The 22,174-nt window shown below is 60.7% G+C and carries 20 protein-coding genes; 11 read left to right on the top strand and 9 right to left on the bottom strand.

Annotated elements, in window-relative coordinates:
- Positions 1–11: 11 nt before the first annotated feature.
- From WKW82_RS25720 to WKW82_RS25710, 3 genes are read right to left on the bottom strand one after another with little or no spacing between them, the layout of a single operon-like run.
- Positions 12–1,262 (bottom strand): metal-dependent hydrolase family protein, encoded by a 1,251-nt coding sequence (locus tag WKW82_RS25720; protein WP_422823582.1) that lies wholly within the window; start codon positions 1,260–1,262, stop codon positions 12–14.
- 18 nt (positions 1,263–1,280) lie between these two features.
- A complete protein-coding gene (locus WKW82_RS25715) occupies positions 1,281–1,838 on the bottom strand; it encodes a nuclear transport factor 2 family protein (RefSeq protein ID WP_340345283.1) in 558 nt (185 codons plus the stop codon).
- A gap of 17 nt (positions 1,839–1,855) precedes the next feature.
- Positions 1,856–3,610: an MOSC domain-containing protein gene (locus WKW82_RS25710; protein ID WP_340345281.1), complete on the bottom strand. Its 1,755-nt coding sequence runs from the start codon at positions 3,608–3,610 to the stop codon at positions 1,856–1,858.
- 332 nt (positions 3,611–3,942) lie between these two features.
- Between WKW82_RS25710 and WKW82_RS25705 the strand changes: the two genes are divergently transcribed.
- The gene (locus WKW82_RS25705) at positions 3,943–4,665 is read left to right on the top strand and encodes a helix-turn-helix domain-containing protein (RefSeq protein WP_340345279.1); all 723 of its coding nucleotides are present in this window, start codon (positions 3,943–3,945) and stop codon (positions 4,663–4,665) included.
- Here WKW82_RS25705 and WKW82_RS25700 read toward each other — a convergent pair.
- Positions 4,658–5,404: an aldolase gene (locus WKW82_RS25700; protein WP_340345278.1), complete on the bottom strand. Its 747-nt coding sequence runs from the start codon at positions 5,402–5,404 to the stop codon at positions 4,658–4,660. The two genes, WKW82_RS25705 and WKW82_RS25700, sit on opposite strands and share 8 nt — an antisense overlap.
- Before the next feature lie 556 nt (positions 5,405–5,960).
- Positions 5,961–6,878, bottom strand: coding sequence for a LysR family transcriptional regulator (locus WKW82_RS25695; RefSeq protein WP_340345277.1), 918 nt, complete (start codon positions 6,876–6,878; stop codon positions 5,961–5,963).
- Positions 6,879–7,002: 124 nt separating this feature from the next.
- On the opposite strand from WKW82_RS25695, the gene WKW82_RS25690 reads away from it, so the two are divergent.
- The 3 genes from WKW82_RS25690 to WKW82_RS25680 are packed head-to-tail and all read left to right on the top strand — an operon-like array spanning position 7,003 to position 9,614.
- Entirely contained in the window at positions 7,003–7,962 is a 960-nt protein-coding gene (locus WKW82_RS25690; RefSeq protein WP_340345275.1) for a Bug family tripartite tricarboxylate transporter substrate binding protein, read from the top strand.
- A gap of 16 nt (positions 7,963–7,978) precedes the next feature.
- Positions 7,979–9,013 carry a zinc-dependent alcohol dehydrogenase gene (locus tag WKW82_RS25685; protein ID WP_340345274.1) on the top strand — a complete coding sequence of 345 codons (1,035 nt, stop codon included), beginning with the start codon at positions 7,979–7,981 and terminating at the stop codon, positions 9,011–9,013.
- On the top strand, positions 9,006–9,614 hold the full coding sequence (locus tag WKW82_RS25680) for a hypothetical protein (protein ID WP_340345272.1): 609 nt from the start codon (positions 9,006–9,008) through the stop codon (positions 9,612–9,614). Before WKW82_RS25685 ends, WKW82_RS25680 begins: the two co-directional genes overlap by 8 nt.
- On the opposite strand, the gene WKW82_RS25675 is transcribed toward WKW82_RS25680, so the two are convergent.
- Positions 9,609–10,496 carry a LysR family transcriptional regulator gene (locus WKW82_RS25675; protein ID WP_340345271.1) on the bottom strand — a complete coding sequence of 296 codons (888 nt, stop codon included), beginning with the start codon at positions 10,494–10,496 and terminating at the stop codon, positions 9,609–9,611. The genes WKW82_RS25680 and WKW82_RS25675 overlap by 6 nt on opposite strands.
- 143 nt (positions 10,497–10,639) lie before the next feature.
- On the opposite strand from WKW82_RS25675, the gene WKW82_RS25670 reads away from it, so the two are divergent.
- The 3 genes from WKW82_RS25670 to WKW82_RS25660 all read left to right on the top strand — a co-directional run bounded on the left by WKW82_RS25670 (position 10,640) and on the right by WKW82_RS25660 (position 14,743).
- Positions 10,640–11,620 carry a tripartite tricarboxylate transporter substrate binding protein gene (locus WKW82_RS25670; RefSeq protein ID WP_340345269.1) on the top strand — a complete coding sequence of 327 codons (981 nt, stop codon included), beginning with the start codon at positions 10,640–10,642 and terminating at the stop codon, positions 11,618–11,620.
- Between the two features lie 8 nt (positions 11,621–11,628).
- The gene (locus WKW82_RS25665) at positions 11,629–13,257 is read left to right on the top strand and encodes an FAD-dependent oxidoreductase (RefSeq protein ID WP_340345268.1); all 1,629 of its coding nucleotides are present in this window, start codon (positions 11,629–11,631) and stop codon (positions 13,255–13,257) included.
- Positions 13,258–13,888: 631 nt separating this feature from the next.
- Entirely contained in the window at positions 13,889–14,743 is an 855-nt protein-coding gene (locus WKW82_RS25660; RefSeq protein ID WP_340345267.1) for a LysR family transcriptional regulator, read from the top strand.
- A 20-nt stretch (positions 14,744–14,763) separates the two neighbouring features.
- On the opposite strand, the gene WKW82_RS25655 is transcribed toward WKW82_RS25660, so the two are convergent.
- The 3 genes from WKW82_RS25655 to WKW82_RS25645 are packed head-to-tail and all read right to left on the bottom strand — an operon-like array spanning position 14,764 to position 17,584.
- The gene (locus tag WKW82_RS25655; protein WP_340345265.1) at positions 14,764–15,594 is read right to left on the bottom strand and encodes an amidohydrolase family protein; all 831 of its coding nucleotides are present in this window, start codon (positions 15,592–15,594) and stop codon (positions 14,764–14,766) included.
- An 8-nt stretch (positions 15,595–15,602) separates the two neighbouring features.
- The gene (locus WKW82_RS25650; protein ID WP_340345264.1) at positions 15,603–16,574 is read right to left on the bottom strand and encodes a Bug family tripartite tricarboxylate transporter substrate binding protein; all 972 of its coding nucleotides are present in this window, start codon (positions 16,572–16,574) and stop codon (positions 15,603–15,605) included.
- Between the two features lie 32 nt (positions 16,575–16,606).
- Positions 16,607–17,584 carry a Bug family tripartite tricarboxylate transporter substrate binding protein gene (locus WKW82_RS25645; RefSeq protein ID WP_340345263.1) on the bottom strand — a complete coding sequence of 326 codons (978 nt, stop codon included), beginning with the start codon at positions 17,582–17,584 and terminating at the stop codon, positions 16,607–16,609.
- A gap of 173 nt (positions 17,585–17,757) precedes the next feature.
- Between WKW82_RS25645 and WKW82_RS25640 the strand changes: the two genes are divergently transcribed.
- From WKW82_RS25640 to WKW82_RS25625, 4 genes are read left to right on the top strand one after another with little or no spacing between them, the layout of a single operon-like run.
- Positions 17,758–19,011 (top strand): CaiB/BaiF CoA transferase family protein, encoded by a 1,254-nt coding sequence (locus WKW82_RS25640; protein WP_340345262.1) that lies wholly within the window; start codon positions 17,758–17,760, stop codon positions 19,009–19,011.
- The gene (locus WKW82_RS25635) at positions 19,008–19,937 is read left to right on the top strand and encodes an HpcH/HpaI aldolase/citrate lyase family protein (protein ID WP_340345261.1); all 930 of its coding nucleotides are present in this window, start codon (positions 19,008–19,010) and stop codon (positions 19,935–19,937) included. Before WKW82_RS25640 ends, WKW82_RS25635 begins: the two co-directional genes overlap by 4 nt.
- A 31-nt stretch (positions 19,938–19,968) precedes the next feature.
- A complete protein-coding gene (locus WKW82_RS25630) occupies positions 19,969–20,937 on the top strand; it encodes a hydroxymethylglutaryl-CoA lyase (RefSeq protein ID WP_340345260.1) in 969 nt (322 codons plus the stop codon).
- Positions 20,938–22,164 (top strand): CaiB/BaiF CoA transferase family protein, encoded by a 1,227-nt coding sequence (locus WKW82_RS25625; protein WP_340345258.1) that lies wholly within the window; start codon positions 20,938–20,940, stop codon positions 22,162–22,164. It begins immediately after the preceding gene.
- Positions 22,165–22,174: the final 10 nt, after the last annotated feature.

Below are 22,174 nucleotides of genomic sequence, written 5' to 3'. Positions count from 1 at the left end.
TCTTGAGTTGCTCACATCGATAGGCGATCGAACTGAATCTCACCGCCCTTCATAACCAACAAAATTCTCTCGCCCTGCCCAAGCAGGCAGGAAATGTCCTTTAACGGATCTCCATCGACCACCAACAGGTCGGCGAACGCACCCGCTTGAATGCAGCCGAGTCGCCCGCCCATACCAATTACCTCGGCCGCCGTCACGGTTGCACTCTCCAGGATTTCCGCTGCGGTCAACACTTCGGAGCGAAGCCGAAATTCGTTACTCTGCAGTCGTTGGGAGTCACCGAGCAGGTCGGATCCGAATCCCATCTTGACACCCGCCTTCTTGAATATCTCGAGCGACCTCAGTCCTGCTTGCCGAACTCTCTCCACCTTCTGCACACTTTCGGAGGGCAGTCCAAGGCTCTCCCCCTCGCTCGCCAAAGCATCGTAGGTCGCCAGTGTCGGAATGGCGAAGACACCCATCTGGCGCATGAGCAATGCCGTCTCCTCATCCACAAGATTTCCATGCTCGATGGTTCGCACGCCGCACCGAATGGCTCGCTGGATCGCCGCCGGCGTATACGCATGTGCCATGACGTAGGTGCCGCGCGAGTTCGCTTCGCCCACAATGGCCCGAATCTCATCCTCACAGAATCCAACCGCGCCGATCGGGTCGGTCGGGGATGCAACCCCGCCCGATGCCATGATCTTGATCTGGTCCGCCCCCATCTGCAGCTCTTCTCGAGCGGCCTTGCGTACGCCGTCAACGCCATCTGCAATCCGGCTGAGCGCGCCCACTCGGGCGCACGTGGGACAGGGCAAGTCGTCCTCGATGAAGTCGGAACGACTTCGCATGTCGCCGTGACCTCCCGTCTGGCTTAAGGCCCTGCCTGAGACGTACAACCTTGGACCCTTGCATAGTCCTGCATCGACTGCCTGCTTGTGGGCAAAGCCCGCACCACCCGCATCTCGGACGGTTGTAAAGCCCCGGCGCAGCATGCCTTCGAGAAGCGGAACGCTTTTCAGCGTCACCAATACGTTGGGCATGCGCGCCATGCGCGCGACGTTCAGATCCACCGCGACGACATGCGCGTGCAAATCGATCAATCCCGGCATCAGGCTCTTCCCTTTAAGGTCGACAATTCGGGCTTTCCCCGCGCTGATCGGCTTGTCGGAAACTTCTTTGATCAATCCATGTTCTGTCAAGACTTCAAAGCCGCCGACGGTATGCCCCTTGATGGGATCCACCAGCATTCCGTTTCGGAAGAGAAAATTTGTAGGCATTCACGAACCGTTTCTGTTTTACAAGGCAGTGGCAGTTGTTGAAAGGAGACGCGCCTCGGCCACCACCTCGCTGAAGGTGTCTGATCGCCATGGGGCGCCGATTGGAACGAAGCCGTTGAACTGGACTTCATCCGCCAATTGCATGCGCGATCCGGACTGGTAGAGGTCCATGACGAGACGGCGCTTCCATATTTTCCATTCGCCACCACGCAGCTGAAAAATGTCGCAAAAGCGGCCAAGAGCATGGCGCGTATTTTCCTCACCGTCGAGGGTTCGCTTGGTCTGCCACGCGGAAAAGTACGCCTCGGACACCGCGATTGAGGGCTCGACGAATTCGATTAGCACATTGCCCAAAAGATGAACGTTGCGGGGAGATTGCTCGAATGTGGAGCGCGCATATTCGATAAATCCCCGCGCCGGACCACTGTAGGATGGACCATGGTCGTCGGTCGCATCGTCCCAGTAGAGCGCATAGAGCGCGTCTGCGTCAGCCCTGTCGATAGCGTGACAGTACCTCACGAGGCATTCACGGATTGCCTCTCTGGCAAGGAAGTCTCTAAGCTTCGAGCGTGTCATAGTCACTTGGTAGAGGATCAAAGTCGAAGAGTTACAGCAGCCGTCTTCGGAATCGAGCAGCAGAGAAGCACTCGCCCGTCCGACACCTCCGCGGTCGGAGCGTGTACGTAGCCCACTTCCCCTTTCTCCAGGTAGGCCGAGCATGCACCACAGCTCCCATTTCGACATCCGAACTCAGTATCGACTCCGCATGCTTCAGCGTGATCGAGAAGATTGGCCGGCCCGATTCCCCATTTCGCTTGGATACCCGATAAGGCATAGATAACTTCAAAGTTTGACGGCACGACTTCTGAACCCTGTGCCTGCGCGGCGTCGAAGCTTTCCGATCGAATGAGATGCGCCGGTACACCAAGGCTCTTGAGTGCTTCCGCGATCTCGGATTGAAATTCGGCCGTGCCGCACACATAAAAGTCCTGCGTCCGCCCACTCAACTCGATCTCCTTTCCTGCCAGAAGATAGCGGCTTGGCCTCTCCACGAGTTCGCGCAGATCATCTTTGGAGATGCGGCCCGCACGATGGAAATCCCGTCCCTGAACATCTCCGGGCAGCGCTTGCGTGTAGTGAACCTGCTGACGAACACCGATCTTTTTATTGAGAAAATCGTCAAGTTCTCGCTTGAACACATGAGTCTTGCTCGACTGAGTCGAATGCAGCCACGTCACCGGTGTTGGTGCAAATCCTGAGAAATGGGACTTGAGAATCGCGAGCATTGGCGTGATGCCAATTCCAGAGCTGATCAACACAATTGGACGCAGACCGGATCGCTCGATCTTGAATTGGCCGGCCGGGGGCTTCAGACGAAGTTCCGACCCTGCCTCGAGCCGATGGAAAGCGTCTGACCCAAGCCCGTCGATGACGCGCTTGACCGTCAACCTGTAGGTCTCGGACACTTCCGAGAAGTCGGAAAGACTCCAGCATCGCTGAATTGGTTGCCCATCTTTACCTGGAAGTTGCACAGTCACATGTTGGCCGGCACGGAAAGGCGCCACCGCGCCGCCATCTTTGGGCACAAGCTCCAGGGATACGACACCAGCGGCCTCTTCGGATCTCCGTGTGACCCGAAACTCGCGCCACCCGGGCCAACGACCAATGCGCTCACGCTGCATGTCCTCCACGTGATCTATGGTGTGCAGCAACTGCTCCTTGTTCTGATATGAGAGCTTCGGCATCTCTGCGGCCCGCCTCAAATCGATAACCTCGCCAGAAGTCCCACGATCCAATAATCGGCCGAGCTCGCCAACCGAAAGGTTGTCTGGGAATGCAGTGTTGACTTCAGCGACATCGCCGGGGCCGATGCATCCGCTCTCGATCACGCGCATGTACCAGCCCAACCAGCCCTTGCGCGTCAGCTTTTTCAATACCGAACCCGGCAGTCCTAGACGCCACGACAGCTTGTGACAGGGTGTGCGGGCACCGGTGACTTCAAGAACAGCGCCTCCGGAAAAGTGAAGGAGGTCACCAACTTTCAACTCGTCTTCGTGCAGTCCTGCAATCATGAGGTTTTCGCCCCATTGGCAGGGCGCCCATGAGGCCCTATCGACCTCGAAGCTGTCAGCCCAATAGTTGTAGTGCTCCGCAGCAAACGCATATGTCGACTCCGAGTGAAGCGCCAGACCGTTTCCATCTGGTCCGGAAAGGCCGAAGTGCAGAGGCACCGGGGATGCCACCTTCACGATCGATGTGTAGATCAGCACGCCGTTGATGTCGTGCCACTGGGGCAGGGACGCGCTTACCGCGATGACCGAGCCCCTGCGCTTGGGCGTGGAGGTCATACCAGCCCCAGCCCGAATGACTGCTTCAATCGAACTGGCCGGACCATGATGCCGGCCGAGCTTCGAGTTGTCCCCAACAGAGAGACGTTGTTGCACGGGCAGAGGTTTACTAGCGCGAATTCATACGGGCTCGTTGCACGCACGTATCGCGCCGCACGTGTGGCTGCTGGAAGGAGTGCCATGGAACCGGTTCTTTCTTCATTTGGGACGGAATTTTCAATGACCCGTCTCTGCTTGTTGGATTGACAACTGAGTTGTCTTGTAGACTCTACTCGCAGTTTTCGTGCCCGTCCAACGGATGCTGAAGGATCCGTTTCGCACCGACTTTCATCGTGAGTCCCGCCGCGCGCACCACGATGGAGCGCAATCGGCGACCTCTGGTGCATTGTCTGCATCACCACTGCTCGTTCAAACAATCTGCTACCCTCTTGCGCAAAATGACAAACACAAATTCATTGCCAATCAACGGAAAGATTGCCCGTGACCTTCGAAGGCGTCAAGGTATGACGCTTGAGGTTGTTGCCAACCATATTGATGTTTCAAAAGGACATTTGTCGCGATTTGAACGTGGAGAAAAGGCACTTTCGGTTTCGGTATTAATGCGGCTATCCAAAGTTTTAGGCGTTTCTGTGGCAACGCTGCTTGGGGAGGCGCCTCAAGCGGGAATCGTCCACGTTGTCAGATCTGACAACCAAAAAATCCATCCGGCGAGCGCTGATGAGGGGCGTTATGAATACGTTCCGCTCGCTCGAGAAAGTGATCTGCATTCCAGTGCTTTTATTGCCAAGCTCAACACAGAATGCTTGATGCAAAACGACGCGCATCATTCAGGGGAAGAAATGCTTTACGTGCTGAGCGGCTCGTTGGAGCTCCTGCTGGAAACGACTTCGGTCTTGCTGCGGGCCGGTGATTTCGCTCAATTTCCAGGTTGGGTCAAACATAAACTTAAGGCCCTTCAAGCCAACACCGACGTCCTAATCGTCGTCACAAACTTCGATAGTGATGCCAAAGCCCTAAGTGAGTCGTTGCCGTCGAAGGGTTCGATCCCTACTTGATAACTCGGCGCGCAAACATCGCAAAACTCGACTTGACAATCTCCGGTCTCAGCAGGAAATCGTGCGATTCCCTCGCCAACTCCGGGTTCAGGTCGAAAATGGGACCGGTGGCTTCGGCCAAGAGCTGAATTTCCGCGACTCGTTCAATCAGCATCGACAAATATGCAGTTTCTTCGATCGAACTGGTCGCGCAAAGAAAGCCATGGTGTGCGAGCAGGATACTTCGGCATTTCCCGAGCGCCGCGGATATGATTTCGCCTTCACGGTCTGCAATTGGGAGGCCCGGCCACTCTTTAAGGAAGGCGCAGTCCTCGTGAAAAGGAGTCGCATCCATGTGGGACACTCTCAATGGACGACCCGTCATTGACAACGCTGAGACAAATGGTGGGTGCGTATGAACGATGGCGTTTACTGCCGGCCGCTCCTTGTAGACCCAAATATGAAACCGAATTGCTGGATTTGCCGCCCCCACTCCATCCAACACTTCGAGCCTCTCATTTATCCTTATGACTCGAGATTCTTCTATTTCGTCGAACCCAACTGCCATCGGCGTTGTCAGATACGTTCCGTCATCCAATCGAACAGAGATCTGGCCGGCAAGTGTTCTTGAATGTCCTTCCTCGGCCAACATTTGGCAGGTCAGTGCAATCTTCTGTTTTTCTGTCCAGTGACCAAAATCGAGCCCCTTTGACATGCGACGAACGGCTTCCTCGGTAAAAACGACCTTATCGGTGGGCATGATGGAGTCCTAGATCATTGCTGAAGGTGAAAAGTGAACGACAACCGCTCGGAGTCTGGCGCGAACGACTGGAGTTGATTAGACAACAGCGTTGTCCTGCGGTCAACCCATGTGAATTCGCATGCGTACGCGAAAGTGAGGAGGAAACTAGAAACGTTCGAGTTGACGTGCGGTTCCGGGCGCGCATCGCAGTCGGCGGGCCACCTCTCGCGGACACCCTCACAGATCGCAAATCGAAGGGCCGTCGTGTGCGAATCAATGTATCTGCTGCGGCGGATCCTCGATTTGCCCATGGACGGGCGCTGCACCGGCTCAGCGCCGACTGCCCTGATCGGGTCCCTCCGAGGGGGAGCCCGGATAGGCTCGTCACCTTGAGACGCCGTTGACGAAACAGGAGGCTACCCGCCCCGATCACTTAAAAGATGGTGCCGTCTTAAATCTCAATCGAGCGAAGGCCAGTACACGGCGGGTCTCAATCCGGGCAGTAGGTCGATCTCGACCTCGATCTCGGTTGGTCTAAATCTCTACTGAAGCGATCACTAGAGAAAAGGACGACTCAACGACCGAGCACCTTGCTCATACGGAGTCGAAGGTCGGAAAAGTTCGCAGTTACTGCATCTGCCAGGATCGGCAGCATGGGATTCGCGTCTGTCTTGCGTCTGAGGAGCATGAGTGCCTCGATGACCGCTGATTGGCTCAGTCGGCAGAAGGTCGTACCTGAGGTCCCAAGCAGTGAGCACGAAGACGGCACCAAGGCCACGCCTAGACCCGCGCCGACCAGGTCGAGTACGCCATGAACGGTGCTAGCTTCATACCGAATGCGAGGGCTGAATCCTGCCTTGGCGCATAAGAAGATTGACTGGTCGAAATATGCCGGCCCCTTGTGGCGGGTGAACGCGACAAAATCGTGGTCCGCAAAGCTCCGAAGCTCGACCAGATCGCCGGCTCGCCGCGCCTCTTGGGTTGTCATAGCAAGACAAAAGGGATCGGCCATCCGCGCCGCCACAGTAAGCCGTAGGTGATGCGGCTTGCTGCGCACGATACCGGCATCGAGATGTCCCGCAGCTATCGCCTCGGCCTGCTCGCTGCTGATCATCTCGCGTAGCTCGATATGAAGGGCCGGATGCGCCTTCTTCAGAAGCCGGATGAGCTTCGGCAGCACGGTGCTGCTGGCAGATGGCACAAAGCCGAGTGCCAAGTGGCCGCTGCTCGCGCTTCCCGTCACAGACTCCTTCATGCGTGAAGCCCGATCGAGCAGATAGCGCGCTTCCGGTAGCAAGGATTCGCCTGCTGCTGTGAGGCGAACACCTTTGGGATGGCGCACAAAAAGCGCAGTGCCCATCTCCTCTTCGAGCAGCCGGATCTGCACGGACAGCGGCGGTTGCGCGATGAACAGCTTTTCGGCGGCCCGGCTCAGGTTGCCGGTCTCGGCCACGGCGACGAAATAGCGCAAGTGCCTCAGTTCCATCGTCATGTCGACTCCATATCCACGAGGTATAGAACCCATAGCTTATCGGTGTTTGGAATATCGAAGCTGAACGCCCAAAATTCGTTCATTCCTGGCGCCGATGCGCCGCCCACCCAACGGAGACATACAGATGAAGAAAACTTTCGCCCTGCTTGCGGGATGCGCATTTGGCCTGGCAGCCTCGGCTCAAACCTGGCCCACCAAGCCGGTCAAGCTCGTCGTGCCGGCGCCGGCCGGCAGCTCGCTCGACTTCATCGCCCGCACGCTGGGAGACAAGCTGCGCGAACGTTGGAAGCAGCCGGTGCTGGTCGAGAACAAGGCCGGCGCTGGTGGCATGCTGGGGATGACGGCCGTCGCCAAGGCGCCAGCCGATGGCTACACCCTGGGCATCGGCTTCAACGGGCCGATCGCCTTCGGCCCGCACATGTACAAGAAGATGGCATACGACCCCGCAAAGGATCTGCTGCCCATCGTGCTGACATCGTCCCAGCCCAATGTACTGGCGGTGGCGGCGAGCCACCCCGCGAAGACGTTGCCTGAATTCGTTACATGGGCGAAGAAGCAGGGCAACAAGATCAACTACGCCTCCGTCGGCGCAGGCAGTTCCTCGCACTTGACCATGGAACTGTTCAAGAGCACCGCGGGGTTCGAGGCGACGCATGTGCCGTTTGCCGGTTCGCCACCTGCAGGCATTTCGGTGGCATCCGAAGAGACACAAGCGCTGTTCACCGTCGCCCCCGCGCTGCTGCCGCTGATCCAGGGCGGGCGCATCCGCCTTTTGGCCGCGACCAGCCTGAAGCGTACGGAGACCATGAAGGACCTGCCGACGGTCGCCGAGTCGGGCTATCCCGGCTTCGAAGCCTTGGCCTGGAACGGCCTCTTCACGGCCGCCAGCACGTCTCCGGATCTGGTGCGCCGCATCAATGCGGACGTCAACGAGGTGATGAAGGAGAAGGGCGTGCGCGAAGCCTTCGCCAAACAGGGCCTGATCATCGGCGGTGGCTCGCCCGATGAGTTCAAGACCTTCATCGCGGCCGAGAGCCTCAAGTGGGGCGCCATCATCACGAAGGTCGGCATCAGCATCGACTGATCCCGGAATCCACATCATGCAAGCCTTGCGCAAGACACGCCCGGAAGCGGGCCTCGAACTGGTGAATGTTCCGGCGCCGATGCTGGACGCGGGATCCACCGACGTGCTGGTGAAAGTCAGCGCCACTGGCATCTGCGGCAGCGACCTGCACGTGGACGACTGGACGCCCAGCTACGCCTTCATCACCCAGAGCATTCCCGTCACGATCGGGCATGAGTTCGTCGGGGTGGCGCAAACCGGGCCCCTCGCAGGCCAGCGCGTCGTGGTGCGTCCTTCGGTGACGTGCGGCTTGTGCGCCGCTTGCGAGGCGGGCGACCATGATGGTTGTGAAAAGCGACGCGGCATCGGGATGACGCGCGATGGTGCCTTTGCACCTTGGGTCAAGGTACCGCTGCGCAACTGCGTGCCCGTGCCCGACAGCGTGAGCGACGAGCTCGCAGCGCTCACCGAGCCGCTCACCATTTCCATGCAGGCGCTTCGCATCGCTGGCGATGTCGCCGGCAAGCGGGTGCTCGTCATGGGCCCTGGGACCATCGGCCAAGGCATCGCGGCGCTGGCGCGGCGCGCCGGGGCCAGGCAGGTGGTCGTCAGTGGCTTCGACGACGCTGCCCGATTCGATGCATTGCGTCGCATGGGCTTCGCGGCCTTGGTCGATGTGGCGAGGCAATCGCTCGCCGAAGGCTGCCGTGAGCACACGGGCGGAGAGTCCTTCGACGTGATCTTCGAAGCGGCGGGCGTGCCCGAGACCGTCACGGAATGCCTGGCGCTTCTGAGGCGAAATGGCATCGTCGTTGTGACTGGCATTCACGCTCGACCGCTGGCGCTCGACCTCACCCCGATGGTGCGCAACCAGCAGCAATTGCGCGGCTCATTCCGTCCACCCGAGTCCGATTGGCCGCTGGCCCTTGAACTGATTGGCGAAATGGATGAGGTCATGCGCCCGATGGTCAGTCATGTCTTGCCCTTGTCCCAAGCAGCAGAGGGGTTCGCACTGGCGCATGCCAAGTCAGCGAGCAAGGTGCTGCTGAAGCCGGGTCCATGCGATGAATGAGGTCATCGCCGCCGCAGGTGCCGTCCTGGCACTCTGGAACGACGTTGCGCCCGAGTTGGATGCCGAATACAACGCCTGGCATGCCGACGAACACGTGCCTGAACGACTGACTGTGCCGGGGATGCTGTGGGGCCGGCGCTATCGCCGCCTGGGCGCCGGCATTGCACCGCGCTACCTCACGATCTATGGCATGCGGGATGCGCGTGTGGTGGAGAGCGATGCCTACCGTGCACTGCTGAGCGATCCAACGCCCATGAGCGCTCGCATGCGTCCACATCTTTGCAACCTGTCACGTTGGGTCTGCGACGTTCGCGAGTCCCAAGCGTTCGGTTCGTCCACCAACCTGGCGGTGTGGACCGTCGATGCAGAATCCGTCGCGCGCCTGCGCGCGACAGATCACGCTTCCAACGATGGTTTGCTGCTCGCCCAGAGGTCGCCCGATGCAGCACCCCTGCCATGGCTTCAGGGCGGCCAGGCGCATGCGATCGAGGGCAGTTGGCTCGTGGCGGTCGGACTGCCAAGCGAAGCCGTGGCTGTACCGGCGCCGGTCCCGGACGCGACCTTGTACAGCCTGCTTCGACCGCCTCAATCGGCGCTATGAAAGGCTCGCCAACTCGCCGGCCACCAGTTCGAGAAATGTCTGTCCGAGCTGCGAGGGTGGCCGGTTGACGTTGGTCACGCTGTAGATGGGAAACCGGGGCGCGTGCGGGATCTCGATCAGCGAAAGGTTCTCCGAACGATGTGCCCGCGCGGACAGGTCATCGACGAACGCGACACCCGCGCCGCTCGCAGCCATCGCGCAGGCGGCATAACCCGAGCGCACCTCCACTACGACCTGCCGCGCAATGCCGAATTTCTCCATCCAGCCATCGATGACGCGACTCTGCGGCGCTTCGGGGCTGTAGACGACCAGGCGCTGGCGCAAGGCCGTGGCCAAGTCGAACTTCTTCTTTTCCAGCAATACGTGGCCCTTGGGCACAACGCACTGCAGCGTCCAGCGCCCGATCTCGCGGACCTCCAATACGGGATGCTCGAGCGGAGCGCTGGAGATCGCGACATCTGCCTCCTCGGCGACCAGCGTCTGGACGATCTCGCGAGTTGGCAGGGACTCGAAAAACACCTTGGAGTGGTTGAATCGCTCAAGCAGCTTCGCCGTAGCAAACGGCACGAGTTGCAGCGCCGTATTGGCGCTCGACAACACCCGCAGCGTGGCATGGTCGCCAAAGCGCAGGTGGGTCGCCACGTTCTGCACATGCAGTACGCCGCGGTACACCTTGTCGACTTCAGCCTGTAAGGTGTGCGCCTCCGGCGTGGGAATGAGGCGGGCATTGCGACGTTCGAAGAGCGTGACGCCCAACTGGATTTCAAGGTGTCGGATAAGCCGGCTGACCCCCGGTTGGGACACATGCAGCAGCTTGGCCGCATTGGTCGTGGAGCCTGTGGTCATGACGGCTCTGAATACTTCGATCTGGCGCAGATTCACGCGAGTACCTACTACAGTTTGTACGGTGAAAACCCTCTATAAGAACCTGATGTTATAGCCTGCGCCGTGATTGGTATTGGACCGAGGTGGCATACGTTCCTAGCATCGATGCCATTCACACAATCCTTGTAAAGAGACAAACCATGACCCCGATCCTCCGCCCCTTGTCCAAAGGCCTCCTCGTCGCGGCCGCCGCGTTGGCACTGTGCACCGCGCAAGCACAGACCTATCCCACCAAGCCCGTGTCCCTGGTCGTCGGCTTCGCGGCGGGCGGCTCGGCCGACAACCTTGCGCGACTGCTGGCGCAAAAGCTCGGCAGCGCGCTCGGGCAACCGGTGATCGTCGACAACAAGCCGGGCGCGGGCGGCACCATTGCAACGGCAGCGGTCGCTGCGTCAAAGCCGGATGGGTACACGCTGCTGATGGTCACCAGCGGCCATGCAGGCAGTGCAGCGCTGTACCCCAAGCTCAGCTATGACACGCAGAAGAGCTTTGAGCCTGTCGCCAAGGTCGGCGCATCGCCCGTCGTGATCGTGGCTCCGGCATCGGCGCCCTACAAGCAATTGAAGGACGTGATCGATGCGGCTCGCAAGAGTCCCGGCAAGCTCAACTACGCAGCCGGCGGTGGCGGCGCGACGACCACCAGCCTCGCGGCCGAATTCCTGAAGAACGAAGCGAAGATCGACATGGTCATGGTGCCGTACAAGGGCTCTGGCCCGGCGCTGACGGCGCTTTTGTCGGGCGAGGTCGATCTGGGTTTCGACATTCCGTCCAGCGCACTGCCCCACATCAAGGCAGGGAAGCTGCGCCCCCTTGCGGTGACCACTAAAACGCGATCGAGCGTGCTGCCCGATGTGCCCACGGTTGCGGAGCAGGGCATGTCCGGGTTCGAGGTGACCGGCTGGTTTGGCGTCCTGGCGCCCGCCGGCACGCCCACCGCGGTGGTTGCACAGCTGAACAAGGAAATCAACGCGGTACTGAGCGATCCGGAGACGAAGACCAAGCTGCAGGCTATGGGCGTCGAAGGCGCTCCGGGCAGCCCCGCCGAGTTCGGCAAGCTGATCGCCAGCGAGACGCAGCGCTACGGCGACGCGATCCGCAAGCTCGGCATCAAGGCGGAGTGAGCCGCAACATGAACGCGACTGAAAGAATCGCCGATGTCGTCATCATCGGCGGCGGCCTGGGCGGCGTGTCCGCCACGCTAGCGGCCGCACGGCTGGGGTCGAAGGTCATCCTGGTCGAGGAGCTCGATTGGCTCGGCGGCCAGTTGACTTCGCAAGCCGTTCCGCCCGACGAGTATCCCTGGATCGAGTACCTGACGGCCTCGCAGAGCTACGCCACGTTTCGCGAGACGATCCGCAACTACTACCGGCGACACATGCCGCTGACGGATGTCGCCCGCGCGCGTGTTCGCCTCAACCCTGGGCAGGGCAACGTCAGTTCGCTGTGCCACGAACCGTGGGTTGCGGTGAAGGCGATCGACGAACTGCTGGCGCCACACGTTGCGGCCGGCCGCGTGACCGTGCTGCGGCGGCATCGCCTGCTCAAAACCGAGACTGATGGAGATCGCATCCGCGCCGTGCATGTGCGCGACCTGGGTGCCGATACGAAGCTTGTGCTGATCGCCCCCATATTTGTCGACGCCACGGAAATCGGCGACCTGCTCGAGATGGCCAAGGTCGAACATGTATTCGGTGCGGAAGCGCAGTCGCAGACGAACGAACTGCACGCGTTGCCCGAAGCGGATCCGTTCGACCAGCAGGCCATCACCTGGTGCCTCGCCGCAGACTACCTCCCCGACGAGGACCATACGATCGACAAGCCAACCGACTACGAGCGGCTCAAGACACTGCAACTCGATTGCTGGCCGGGCCCGCAGTTGAGCTGGACACTGAGTGACTTCGTCACGCACCAGCCGCGTGAGCGGCCGTTGTTCGTCGGGCCCACCGACACCGACTCGCTCTACGACCTGTGGCATGCGCGGCGCATTGCCTATCGGCAGAACTTCGAGCCTGGCAGCTACGCCAGCGACATCACTCTGGCGAACTGGCCTCAGATGGACTATTGGGAGAAGCCCGTCGTCGGCGTGTCGCCCGAGGCGCAGGCTCTGGCCCTGGAAGAATCGCGGCAGTTCAGCCTGGCCTTCTTTTACTGGATGCAGACCGATGCACCGCGCCACGATGGCGGCCATGGCTACCGTGGATTGAGATTGCGTGGAGACGTCCTGGGCACGGCCGATGGATTGGCCAAGCAGGCCTACTACCGCGAGGGGCGCAGGATTCGGGCCGAGTTCACTGTCTTGGAACAGCACATCGGCGTGGCGGCGCGACCTGGCGAGACTGGCGCCGAGCACTTTTCCGACAGCGTGGGCATTGGCGCCTATCGAATCGACCTGCACCCGAGCACGCGAGGGCGCAACACGGTCGACATCGACTCGTTCCCTTTCCAGATCCCACTCGGGGCGCTGATACCAGCACGCGTCGAGAACCTATTGCCCGCATGCAAAAACCTGGGCACCACGCGCATCACGAACGGCGCGTACCGTGAGCATGCGACCGAATGGAGCATCGGCGAAGCAGCAGGCACATTGGCGGCGTTCTCCCTCGCGCGCAAGCAACCGCTGCGCGCAGTGCGTGCCGACAAGGACTTGCTCGGCGACTTCCAGCGCACGCTGGAACTACAAGGTGTACTACTGGCGTGGCCAAGTTTCGGCGCGTTGACGCCAGTTCAGCGCGTGGGCTACAAGCACGCCAATCGCTGACGTTTCGGATCTCGCCAAGCTCAGCTTGAACAGCTTGAACGAGTCCGAGCGCGAGACCTCGAACGACTGCTTTGGCCAGCATTGCAGAAGGCCTCAATCGCGAATCGAAATTCTGCTCAGGGCCCTAAGTGCCCACTCATCAGACTTGCCAGCCGTGCGGAGGAAGAGATTGCGCCCGTACAACCTTAACGGCCAACCACCTGCGACCGGTGCAGCGTGCTGTTGCAACATGGCGCGCAGACGCAACCCGTCAAATGGATTGATCAATGCCGGCAAGAAGCGGAATTGAACGGATCACTGCCGCTCAGGGCCACAGCAATTTGAAGGGGGGCCGGGCGCTGCGCGCCCGGCAAAGACATTAGAAAAATTATCAAAGGGGAAAGGCGGTGGACAACGCTTTGCGTTGCCCATCGCCAGGTCATGCGCAGTGGTGGCCCGAATCAATGGAACACAGCAATCCTCCATCGAGGGCTCGGTAACATTGCGCGGGGGGCAAGATGGGCGATCAGCTCCTGATGTTGCTTGGAAAGGCGGAAATAGTCGCCCGCAACAGAAGCCAACGCTTGGACAATCGCGCTCCGCCACGGTGGCATCCGATGTAGAACCCCGTATTCGCCAGGAGTCACTGACTATGGAGACCAACTACCTGCAGACCTTTGTTCTGGTTGCCGAGACCGGTTCGATGGCCGAGGCAGCTCGCCGCCTCAACCTTTCGGCTACCTCGGTCGCCCAGCAGCTCAAGGTCTTGGAGCGGGAATTCGGTGCAGCCCTCCTGGCCCGCGCCGGGCGCACGGTGCAACTCACGCCGGCTGGCTACGATGTCCTTGCCAGAGCGCGTGAGGTGTTGCGCTCAATGCAAGAGCTGCGCGACGTCGCCCGATCCGGTGCACCGGCTCAAATAATTCGATTGGGGTCGATCCACACGGCACTGCACTCGATCGTGCCGGGCTTGTTGATGCGCTTGGTTGAACGTCAGCCGCAAATACAGGTGCACATCGCGCAGGACACATCGACGAAGCTTTATGACGCCGTACAGCAAGGCGATGTTGATGCTGCACTTTGCGTCCACCCGCATTTCACATTGCCAAAGACAATCGGTTGGCGCACGCTGCGCCGGGAGCCGCTCGTGGTCCTGGCACCTGCGCGCATGGCAAAGCAGGATCCGCACGAATTGCTACGGCGCGGGCCGTTGATCAGATATGGACGCACCGAGTGGGGCGGGCAGTCCGCCGAACGCTATTTGCGCTCCGTAGGGATCTCGCCCTCTGAAAGAGTTGAGCTGACGTCGCTAACCGCGATAGCAATGATGGTCGATCGCGGTTTGGGGGTATCGCTCATACCAGACGCCGACCCGCCTCTCCCCGCTGGACTCAAAGTTGCCAAGATAGCTCTTCCGCAGGAGTTCGAGAGCCGCACATTGGGGCTGCTGTGGCTGCGCTCCTCGGCCAAGGCGGGTCTCGTCAAGCTACTGCTTGAAGCGCTCTGAACACTCGTCCTCATCCCGGATTAAGCGGCCCAATACAGGGAAGCAGGATTGTCGACGAGGATGGCGTGGCGCGCCGCCAGCGCGGGAACCCAATACTCAAGGCGCTGCAACAGTCGGTGGCCGTCGGGCTTGGTCGCCGCCAACGTATGTGGCCAATCCGATCCCCACAGCAATCGACCAGGGGCGCGGCGCACGAGGTCGATCGCCATCTCATCGAAATCGTCGCAGTCGTTGTCCAGCCGCCTCGATTGAATGTACATGCCCGAAAGCTTTACGTACGTACGGCCGAGGTCGAGCAGCCTGTGCAGCGCGCTTGCGGTGACGCTGCGCGCCGCGTCAGGTTGCGGCGCAAAACCAAAGTGATCGAACACGATTGAGCAAGCAAGCTTGGCCAAAACGTCCACCATTTCAGCGAAAGGTTCGCGAGCCTGCTCGCCGACCATTTGCAGGTGCCATCCGAACTCGGCCGCCCTGCTCCCGAGTTCCTGCAAGCCTACCGGGTCCGGAAAATCTGCATGACCCGTGTACAGACGCAATCCGCGCACACCACGTGCATGCCACCCCTCCCAGTCGAGAGTTTTCAGATCGACCGGTGGCATGGCCACGGCGCGGAAATCGCGGCTCCCGAATCGCTCCATTGATTCAAAGAGGCACTCGTTCGAATGGCCGTAAGTCGACGGCGCGACCACGACACCGCGCGCCAATCCCAGTCCGTCGTGAAACGACAGGTAGTCCGCCACAGTAGCGGAGGCGCGGGCTTGCCGTCCCGCAGCTGTCGGAAAGCGCGCATCGAAGATGTGGAAATGACAGTCCGTTGCACCGGCCGGCAAAGAGGGAATCGCGGGGGTCATAGGCAGGTTCAATCCAAACGTACGCCGGCTTCCTTCGCTACCTGCGACCATTGCGAAATTTCGCCGCGGATGTAGCCCGAAAATTCGGCGCGCGTACCGCCGACCCCTCTGAAAGCCACCAGCTTCAACTTGTCCTTGACGTCGGATTGAAGGAGCATCTTGTTGAGTTCCAAATTGAGACGATCCAGCACCTCGGTCGGAGTGCCAGCAGGCGCGACCAAGCCGATCCAGCCTGTTACTACCATGGAGGGCATGCCGAGTTCAGTAAAAGTAGGCACGTCCGGGGCGAAGGGCGAACGCTCTTTCGCTGCCACTGCCAGCGCGCGCAGTCGCCCGCCCTTCACACCGGTCAGTATGCCCGGCAATGCGTCGAACATCACCGGCACCGAATCGCCAATGACCTGGATCTGCGCCTCACCATTACTCTTGAACGGGACGTGGTTCATCGCGACGCCAGACACCTTCTGGAAGAGCTGCCCGGCCAAATGGCTGGTCGATCCCAAGCCGATGCTGGCGTAGTCGATCGGCTTTCCGCTTGCCTTGGCGTCGGTGATGAACTGGTTGAGGCTTCGGTAGGGGCTGGTGGACGAAGTCACCATCACCTGCGGGGTGTTCGCTATGTTGATGATCGGCGAGAAGTCCTTCAGCGGATCGTATCCAAGCTTTGAATAGATGCCAGGATTTATGGCGAATGGACCGCTGCCTGCCATTGTCAGCGTGTAGCCGTCAGCGGGGGCCTTGGCTCCTGCGGTGGTGCCAATCATGCCGCCCGCGCCCGCGCGGTTGTCGACTATGACCGGCTGGCCGAGCGCGCGCGTTAGGCCGTCGCCGACCAGCCTTGCAAGCACGTCTGTCGAGGATCCCGCTGCGAAAGGTACGATCAACTTGATCGGCCGGGAAGGATATGAATCCGCCGCCGCCAAGGTAGCGGTGACAGTGCCGACGATTGCGCAAGTCAGCGAGAAGAGTCTTCGGAACATGATGGAACTCCTGTATCTGCGACTCTGGGTGTTCAATCGACCACCGCACCGCTTTGTTTCACGACTGCGCCCCAACGCCGTTGTTCGGCCAGAATGAACGCTCGGGTGCTTTCGGGTGTGCTGCTCATCGGAGTCGCGCCTTCGGAGGCCAAGGTCTCAATAAGGTCCGGGGCCGTCAAAGCCTTTTGCACTTGCGCATGAATCTGTCGAACGATGTCGGCTGGCATGCCCGCAGGGCCTAGCAGCACCTTCCACTCCGCGGCCTCGAATCCGGTGTAACCCAACTCGTCGAGACTCGGAACCTGCGGAAACAACTCCATGCGTTTGAGGGATGTGACCCCCAGTGCGCGGACCTTGCCTGCACGCATCTGGCCGATACAGCTTTGCGGAGATGTCGCCAAGAAATCCACTTGACCTCCGAGCAAGTCGGTCATGGCCTGCCCGAAGCCCTTGTAGGGGACATGCGAGAAGCGGACATTGGCCTGCCTGGCCAGGTACTCCCCGGTCAAGTGTCCCGCAGTTCCGTTGCCGGCACTGGCCATCGTGACCGTGTCGGGGCGCTCGCGTGCGGTCTTTACGAGGTCCGCCAACGTCTTGAACCTGGATTCGGAGCGCACGATGAAGATCAGCGGCTGGGTAGCCACCATGGAGATGGGCGTGAAGTCCCGTGCGGCATCAAAAGGCATCGCTCGATAAAGGGTCGGATTGATCGCCAAGTTGGCGGTCTGGCCCATGCCGAGCGTGTAGCCGTCGGGTTTGGCTTTCGCCACTTGGTCCAAGCCCACATTCCCCCCGGCGCCAGGCTTGTTGTCGACGATAAAAGTCCAGCCTTTCTGGGCTGACAACTTGCCCACGATGTGGCGGGACAGCGTGTCAGATCCGCCACCTGGCGGAAACGGCACCACGAGGCGCACTGGGCGTGAGGGCCATGCATCTTGGGCGTGCGCGGCGCCCAAGGAGAGCGCGGCGGCAGACAAGAGCATGTCGCGGCGGGTTGGAAAGCGTGTCATGGGTCTCCGTAGGGAAAGATGTAGCAAGTGGCGTTGCGGCAAATCAAGTGCGAGTGTGGCCTCGAGTGCAATCAACAAGAAGCAGCAAACAGCTGGTTCTGAATGAGCCTGGTACGACTTGTTGCACGCATACCAGCCCTTGAAGATTGGGCACCGCGACATCACCCATTCCCATGCCCTTGCACCATCGAAACTACATGCCAGATGCACCAGCGCCGCTTAGGGGTGTGCGTGTGCTCGATCTTTCCCGCCTGGTGGCAGGGAACACGGTCACTCAAATGCTTGGCGATTTCGGCGCAGAGGTCGTGAAGGTCGAACCGCACGATGGCGACACGCTTCGAGGGTGGACCACCTGTGATGTAGAGACGAGCTGGAAGCTCTACAGCCGCAACAAGCGAAGCCTGTGCATTGACCTGCGCCATCCCAAGACCCACGAGGTGCTCATGCGCCTGATCGAGAAGTCGAATGTCCTTGTCGAGAGCTTCAGGCCTGGCACCTTGGAGCGTATGGGCCTTGATCCGGAGGAACTCCTGCGCCGCAACCCGAGCCTGGTGATCGTACGCATCTCGGGCTGGGGACAAACCGGACCCTACAGCCCCAGGCCCGGCTTCGGCACCTTGGTCGAAGGAATCTCCGGCTTCGCGTCCTTCAACGGTTTCTCCGATCGCGAACCGGTGCTGCCACCAACCTACATGGCCGACAGCTATGCCGGGCTCTACGGGGCCGCGGGTGTGCTGATCGCTCTGCGTCAGGTCGAGGTGAATGGCGGCCAAGGCCAAGTCATTGACCTCCCGTTGCTCGATCCCGTGTTTACCGTGCTCGGGCCGCAGGCAGCGAACTACCGCCTTTCTGGCAAAGTGAAGCCACGCACCGGAAGCCGCTCCACGAACTCTGGACCGCGCAATGTCTACCGCACCCAGGACCAGCGGTATGTCGCGTTGTCTGCTTCGACGCAAAAGATGGCCGCGCGCCTGTTTGCTTCCATCGGACGGCCCGAACTGATCCAAGACCCTCGGTACGCGACCAACGCGGAGCGCGTCAGGCATGCAGAGGACCTCGATCAAATCATTGGCGAGTTCGTCATGCAGCGAAGTCAAGCCGACAACGTCGCATTCTTTGAGGCGGCCGAAGTCACCATCGGTCCAATCTACGACATTTCTCAGATCCTGGACGACCCGCATTTCGTTGACCGGGAAGTACTGGCTGACTACCCGGACGACCAGATGGGCAGCTTTCCAATGCATCACGTCGTGCCTCGACTCTCCGGTACGCCGGGTAGCGTCCGCACACCCGCGCCGAAGCTTGGGCAGGATAACGTCGACGTGCTGCGATCGGTCGGTTTCACATCCGAAGAAATTGACTTGCTTCAATCCAGCGGCGCATTGCACAGCGCTGCTACCCAGGCTTCGGCAGAGCCCGCGCTATGAGATCGTGCGTCGTCCAGAAGCATCCTTCCGCCAAGCAAATCGAGGATTGGGCCTGGCGCTCGATCCTGTTTGTTCCCGCGCATCGGCATGCCTACCTCGACAAGGCGGGACGCAGTGGCGCTGACGCCGTCCAGCTCGATCTCGAGGACAGCGTTCCGACTCAAGTCAAGACGGCCGCGCGCGACGCACTTGCGCAGGCCGTGCCGCAACTGCGCGGCCATGGAGTGGGCGTACTCGTGCGCGTCAACCGGCCACTGGAGCTCGCTGTCCCCGACATCCAGGCAGCGATTCGCGCGGGAGCCGATGCGATCTCGCTAACCAAGGTGGCAAGTGCCGAGCATGTACGCTTGCTTGACGAGCTTGTGGCGGTTGAGGAGCAACGCAGCGGCACGCCAGTGCGCACCCGCTTGATCGCGATAGTCGAAACCGCCCATGCCTTCGGCCAAATGCAGGCGATCGCAGAAGCATCGCCTCGAGTCGCAGCGCTGATGCTCGGCAGCGAGGACTTCGCGCTAGATTGTGGCGCTGAAGCACTTGCGGATGTGCTGCTGATGCCGAAGCAGTCGATGATCATCGCGGCGCGCGCAGCTGGCGTACAGCCGCTCGGCTACATCGGTAGCGTCGCCGACTTCCGCGACTTGGATGCGTTCCGCACGATGGTGCAGCGCTCGCGGCGCTTCGGCTTTGAAGGCGCCACCTGCGTACATCCTTCTCAGGTTCCCATACTGAACGAAGCGTTCGGCGTTTCGGTCGAAGAGGCGTCGCAAGCCACACGCCTGATCCAAGCCTACCAATCTGCCGCTGGCGAGGGACGTGGCGCGCTGATGCTCGACGGCCGCATGGTCGACTTGCCGATGTTTGAACGTGCCAAGCGAACGCTCGCACGCGCGGTGATCCACGCCTCAAGAACTGCATCGCTGTCCTGAATCGGACATGTCCCCTCCTATCTGACCTGTCATGCCACAACCGCCCTTCTCAAGTAGTCCCAAGATCGACGTCCTAATCAGTGAAGTTGGGCCACGCGACGGCCTGCAATCCATCGCTACAACAATGCCGACGATGAACAAGATGCGCTGGCTCGACGCGCTTGCGGCGGCCGGGTTGCGCGAGATCGAAGTCGCGTCCTTTGTCCCCGCAAAACTGATGCCGCAGATGGCTGATGCCGCCGAGGTCACGAAGCACGCGTGCACGCTACCAGGCGTGACGGTCATGGCGCTGGTGCCCAACCTGCGCGGCGCAAATGCCGCGCTCCAAGCGGGTGCACAGAAGCTGACGCTGCCTGTTTCTGCGAGCACTGCGCACTCCCTCGCAAACGTCCGCAGGACACGTGAGCAGATGATCGACGATGTGAGGTCAATCTCGCAGCTCCGGCAGGACATCGCGCCATCGGCCCGTATCGAGGCCGGCATCTCCACCGCATTCGGCTGCACGCTCCAAGGCGTCGTCAACGAAGACGACGTAATCCGAACAGCCGTTCTTTGCGCGAATGCAGGTGCCGACGAGGTCGGACTGTCGGACACGGTGGGATATGCCAACCCGGCGCAGGTTCGCCGGCTGTTCCGCCGGCTTCGCATGGAGCTTGGTCCGCGTGCCGGCGCCGCACATATGCACAACACCCGCGGCTTGGGTCTCGCCAATTGCCTCGCCGCCTACGAGGAAGGGGTGACAACCTTCGACAGTTCGCAAGGTGGGCTCGGGGGATGTCCGTTCGCGCCCGGCGCTTCGGGCAACGTCGTCACTGAAGACCTTGTCTTCATGTTCGAAGCCATGGGCGTATCGACCGGAATTGACATAGCGCTCCTGCGTGAGGCGCGTGCAGCGTTGCAGGCAGGCCTGCCGGGCGAGCCTCTCTACGGCATGGTTCACGAAGCCGGACTTCCAAAAGGCTTCATCCAATCAATGGATTTTCTCAGCAAGGAGGCGTGAATGCCTGAATCGACTTCTTCGGCCGACACCCACGGCAGCGCCAATCGCTTGCCCTATGAAGGCATTCGCGTCATCGAGTTTTCGCACATGGTCATGGGCCCCACCTGCGGAATGGTGCTGGGCGACCTTGGCGCGGACGTCATCAAGATCGAGCCGATTGGCGGTGATCGAACCCGGGAATTACCCGGAGCCGGTGCGGGCTTCTTTCCCATGTTCAACCGGAACAAGAAGTCGGTCGTTCTGGACCTGAAGCAGCCCGAGGGAGTTCAAGCCGCCCTGGCGCTCATCGAAAGTGCCGACATCGTCAGCGAGAACTTCAAGGCGGGCGTGATGGACAAGCTGGGCCTGGGCTACGACACGCTGCGCAAGCGCTTCCCGAGATTGATCTATGTCGGGCACAAGGGCTTCTTGCCGGGGCCGTATGAGCACCGGACTGCACTGGACGAAGTGGTTCAGATGATGGGCGGACTCGCGTACATGACGGGCCGCCCGGGCGACCCGCTACGCGCAGGTTCCAGCGTGAACGACATCATGGGCGGGATATTCGGCGCAATGGGCGCGATGGCCGCGTTGTCTCAGCGAGCTGCGACTGGCCTCGGAACCGAAGTGCAGGCGTCGTTGTTCGAAAACAGCGTCTTCCTGGTGGGTCAGCACATGCTTCAGTACGCAGCCACCGGCAAGCCCGCGCCACCGATGCCCACGCGTGTGTCTTCGTGGGCGGTGTACGACGTCTTCTCAGTCAAGGATGATCAGCAAATCTTCTTGGCGGTGGTGAGCGACAAGCAATGGCGCATTTTCTGCAAGGCCTTCGAGTTTTTCGACTGGCTGGAAGACCCGAGGCTGGAGACCAACGTGCTGCGCGTGGCGGCCCGGGACTGGATGATGCCGTTGCTGCGTGCGCGCCTGGCTGGCGTGGACGCTCGCGAGGTCGCTCGCGTCTTCGAAGCGGAAGGACTTCCATTCGCGCCCATCACGCGGCCCGAGGAGCTTTTCGACGACCCGCATTTGCTGGCCACCGGTGCACTCGTGCCGATCCACTTGGACAACGGCCAGGTCTCGAAGGCACCGCTGCTTCCCCTCATGATTGGGGGCGCTCGACCGGGACTGCGCTTGCAGCCGCCTCGGATCGGGGAACATACCGCGCAGTTGTTGCGCGAGGTGGGCTATGACGAAGACCGCCTCGCCGATCTGCTTCACCGTCGCATCGCAGAATCCCCAAACGTGTGATCGCACTACG

Origin of the sequence: Variovorax rhizosphaerae, from assembly GCF_037889975.1 — a bacterium.
In the GTDB taxonomy this organism is placed as follows: Bacteria; Pseudomonadota; Gammaproteobacteria; order Burkholderiales; family Burkholderiaceae_C; genus Variovorax; species Variovorax rhizosphaerae.
The sequence above is the reverse complement of the archived record's forward strand: the minus strand, read 5'-3'. Positions and strand labels throughout refer to the sequence as shown.

What these genes read in the sequence shown, in the direction of transcription:
- WKW82_RS25695 (WP_340345277.1), bottom strand. Translation starts at nt 6,878, where the DNA reads ATGACGATGGAACTGAGGCACTTGCGCTATTTCGTCGCCGTGGCCGAG.
- WKW82_RS25655 (WP_340345265.1), bottom strand. Translation starts at nt 15,594, where the DNA reads ATGACCCCCGCGATTCCCTCTTTGCCGGCCGGTGCAACGGACTGTCAT.
- WKW82_RS25710 (WP_340345281.1), bottom strand. Translation starts at nt 3,610, where the DNA reads ATGACCTCCACGCCCAAGCGCAGGGGCTCGGTCATCGCGGTAAGCGCG.
- WKW82_RS25685 (WP_340345274.1), top strand. Translation starts at nt 7,979, where the DNA reads ATGCAAGCCTTGCGCAAGACACGCCCGGAAGCGGGCCTCGAACTGGTG.
- WKW82_RS25660 (WP_340345267.1), top strand. Translation starts at nt 13,889, where the DNA reads ATGGAGACCAACTACCTGCAGACCTTTGTTCTGGTTGCCGAGACCGGT.
- WKW82_RS25680 (WP_340345272.1), top strand. Translation starts at nt 9,006, where the DNA reads ATGAATGAGGTCATCGCCGCCGCAGGTGCCGTCCTGGCACTCTGGAAC.
- WKW82_RS25630 (WP_340345260.1), top strand. Translation starts at nt 19,969, where the DNA reads ATGCCACAACCGCCCTTCTCAAGTAGTCCCAAGATCGACGTCCTAATC.
- WKW82_RS25690 (WP_340345275.1), top strand. Translation starts at nt 7,003, where the DNA reads ATGAAGAAAACTTTCGCCCTGCTTGCGGGATGCGCATTTGGCCTGGCA.
- WKW82_RS25640 (WP_340345262.1), top strand. Translation starts at nt 17,758, where the DNA reads ATGCCCTTGCACCATCGAAACTACATGCCAGATGCACCAGCGCCGCTT.
- WKW82_RS25645 (WP_340345263.1), bottom strand. Translation starts at nt 17,584, where the DNA reads ATGACACGCTTTCCAACCCGCCGCGACATGCTCTTGTCTGCCGCCGCG.
- WKW82_RS25650 (WP_340345264.1), bottom strand. Translation starts at nt 16,574, where the DNA reads ATGTTCCGAAGACTCTTCTCGCTGACTTGCGCAATCGTCGGCACTGTC.
- WKW82_RS25720 (WP_422823582.1), bottom strand. Translation starts at nt 1,262, where the DNA reads ATGCCTACAAATTTTCTCTTCCGAAACGGAATGCTGGTGGATCCCATC.
- WKW82_RS25700 (WP_340345278.1), bottom strand. Translation starts at nt 5,404, where the DNA reads ATGCCCACCGATAAGGTCGTTTTTACCGAGGAAGCCGTTCGTCGCATG.
- WKW82_RS25625 (WP_340345258.1), top strand. Translation starts at nt 20,938, where the DNA reads ATGCCTGAATCGACTTCTTCGGCCGACACCCACGGCAGCGCCAATCGC.
- WKW82_RS25670 (WP_340345269.1), top strand. Translation starts at nt 10,640, where the DNA reads ATGACCCCGATCCTCCGCCCCTTGTCCAAAGGCCTCCTCGTCGCGGCC.
- WKW82_RS25635 (WP_340345261.1), top strand. Translation starts at nt 19,008, where the DNA reads ATGAGATCGTGCGTCGTCCAGAAGCATCCTTCCGCCAAGCAAATCGAG.
- WKW82_RS25665 (WP_340345268.1), top strand. Translation starts at nt 11,629, where the DNA reads ATGAACGCGACTGAAAGAATCGCCGATGTCGTCATCATCGGCGGCGGC.
- WKW82_RS25715 (WP_340345283.1), bottom strand. Translation starts at nt 1,838, where the DNA reads ATGACACGCTCGAAGCTTAGAGACTTCCTTGCCAGAGAGGCAATCCGT.